General features: G+C 73.4%; 1 protein-coding gene and 1 pseudogene. Both read right to left on the bottom strand.

Annotated elements, in window-relative coordinates; genetic code table 11:
• A pseudogene (locus tag B0E53_RS35335) lies at positions 1-199 on the bottom strand (mandelate racemase); the annotation flags it as partial.
• A partial coding sequence (locus B0E53_RS35330; RefSeq protein ID WP_107079815.1) for an FAD-linked oxidase C-terminal domain-containing protein occupies positions 196-2,595 on the bottom strand: 2,400 nt, incomplete at its 5' end. The gene B0E53_RS35330 and the pseudogene B0E53_RS35335, both read right to left, overlap by 4 nt.

Raw genomic sequence — 2,595 nt, 5'->3', positions numbered from 1 at the left:
CGGCGACCGCCGGCGCGAGCAGGTCCGACACCACCGCGACGACGGCCGCCGGCCCGTACGTCCAGCCGATCCCGGTGTGCCCGTCGGCGCCGGCCCGGACCAGCACCAGCGTGGTGCCGCTCCAGGGCAGGGTGCCGTCGCCCTCGGGAGCGTCGGTGGGGACCCGGTACGCCTCGGCGGTGAGGTGGATCCGGGTCACCGGCTCCTCCGGCGGACCAGCGCGGCCGCCGGGGCGAGCAGGGCGGCCGCCACCAGAGCGGCCGCTGCCCAGCGGGCGGTCGCCGAGGGCGGTCGTGGCCGGTCGCTCCAGCTCTGTTCCGGGCGGCGGGGCACGGTGTCGTGGTGCAGGCCGGCGCGCAGCAGCTCGGCCAGGTGGATCGCCGAGCGGCCCGCGGAGGCGCCCTGCTCGACCTGGGTACGGCAGCTGAACCCGTCGGCGAGGATGACATCGGTCTCGGCGGCGTCCCGGACGGCCGGCAGCAGCACCCGCTCCGCGCAGGCGTCGGAGACCTCGTAGTGGCCCTGCTCGAAGCCGAAGTTGCCGGCCAGTCCGCAGCAGCCGGAGTCCAGGACCTGCGCGTCGACGCCGGCCGCGGACAGGACGGCCAGGTCGGGGGCGGTGCCGAGGATCGCGTGGTGGTGGCAGTGGGTCTGGATCAGGGTGTGCGCGTCGATGCGGGGCGGCTGCCAGCCGGGGCTGTGGTCGTGCAGCAGTTCCGCGAGGGTGACGGTCTGTTCCCGTAGGCGGGTGACGTCGTCGTCGGCCGGGAACAGCTCGTGCGCGTCGCTGCGGAATACCGCCGTGCAGCTGGGTTCCAGCCCGACGATCGGGGTGCCGGTCCGCAGGTACGGACGCAGCACGTCCACCGTGCGGCGCAGCACCCGCTTGGCGACGCCGAGCTGCCCCGTGGAGATCCAGGTCAACCCGCAGCACACCGGCCGGTCCGGCACCCGTACCCGCCAGCCGGCCGCCTCCAGCACCTCCACCGCCGCGCGGGCGATGCCCGGGTGGAAGTGGTTGGTGAAGGTGTCCGGCCAGAGCAGCACGTCGCCCCGGGACCCGTCGCCGCCGGGCGTCCGGCCGGCGAACCAACGCTGGAAGGATTCGCGCGCGAAGAGGGGGATGTCGCGTCGCTGGTCGATTCCGCCGAGGGTCTTGGCCAGGCGGCTGAGCCCGGGTGCGTGGGCCAGCGCGTTGACCGTGCGGGGCAGGCGTGCGGCGGCGGTGGCCACCAGCGGCAGCCAACCCATCGAGTAGTGCTGGCGGGGACGCAGCCGGCCGGCGTAGTGGTGGGACAGGAACTCGGCCTTGTAGGTGGCCATGTCCACGTTCACCGGGCAGTCCGCCTTGCAGCCCTTGCACGCCAGGCACAGGTCGAGCGCGTCCCGCACCGCCTCGGAACGCCAGCCGTCGCCGATCGTGCCGCCCCTGGCGGTCCCGTCGAGCATCTCGAACAACAGGCGGGACCGGCCGCGGGTGGAGTGCTCCTCCTCGCGGGTGACCATGTAGGAGGGGCACATCACGCCCCCCTCGTGGCGACGGCACTTGCCGACGCCCACGCAGCGCAGCACCGCCTCGCCGAAACTGCCGCCGTCGTTCGGATAGCGAAACACCGTCGGCACGTCGCCGTGGTCGTAGTCCACGCCCAGCCGCAGGTGGCTGTCCAGCCGGTACGGCGGCACCACCTTGCCGGGATTCATCCGATCATCGGGGTCGAAGATGGCCTTGAACTGCCCGAACGCCCTCATCAGCCGGTCGCCGAACATCCTGGGCAGCAGCTCGCCGCGGGCCTGCCCGTCGCCGTGCTCGCCGGAGAACGAGCCGCCGTAGGAGGCGACCAGGTCGGCGGCCCGCTCCAGGAAGGCCCGGAACTGGCGGACCCCGCCGGCGGTGCGCAGCCGGAACGGGATGCGGCTGTGCACGCAGCCCTGGCCGAAGTGCCCGTAGACCGAGGCCTTCTCGAAGCCGAACTCCCGGTAGAGCTGGTCGAGGTCGCGCAGGTAGTCGCCGAGCTTGTCCGGTGCGACGGCGGCGTCCTCCCAACCCGGCCCGCTGTTCTGGTAGTCCGGCACGTGCGCGGTGGCGCCCAGCGCCGCGTCGCGCACCTCCCACATCCGCTGCTCGTCGACCGGGTCGGTGAACCGGTGCACGGTCGGCCCGCCGTCGCGGCGTACGTCGGCGACGAGCCGGTCGGCGGCCTCCCTGACCGCCTCGGGCGTGTCGGCGCCGAGCTGGACCATCAGCCAGGCGCCGCCGTCGGGCAGCTCGTGCAGCGCCTCCGGGTGCAGGCGCTTGTGCCGCTCGAAGTTGATCAGCTTGTCGTCGATGCCTTCCAGCGCGACGGGATCGTGCGCGAGGACGCGGGGCACGTCGTCTCCGGCGGCGGCGATGTCGTGGTAGCTGAGGAAGACCAGGGCGGACGCCTTCAGGACCGGGACCAGCCTGAGCCGGGCCCGGAGGATGGTGACCAGGGTGCCCTCGGAGCCGACCAGGGCCTGGGCGACGTGGAAGTTCTTTTCCGGCAAGAGGCTGTCGAGGTTGTAGCCGGAGACCCGGCGCGGGATGTCCGGGTACCGGGTGCGGATGTCCGCCAG

It is taken from the genome of Micromonospora sp. MH33 (assembly GCF_003013775.1).
Taxonomy (GTDB): Bacteria; Actinomycetota; Actinomycetes; order Mycobacteriales; family Micromonosporaceae; genus Micromonospora; species Micromonospora fulviviridis.
Note: the sequence above shows the minus strand (reverse complement) of the source record. Positions and strands in the feature narration are given on the sequence as shown.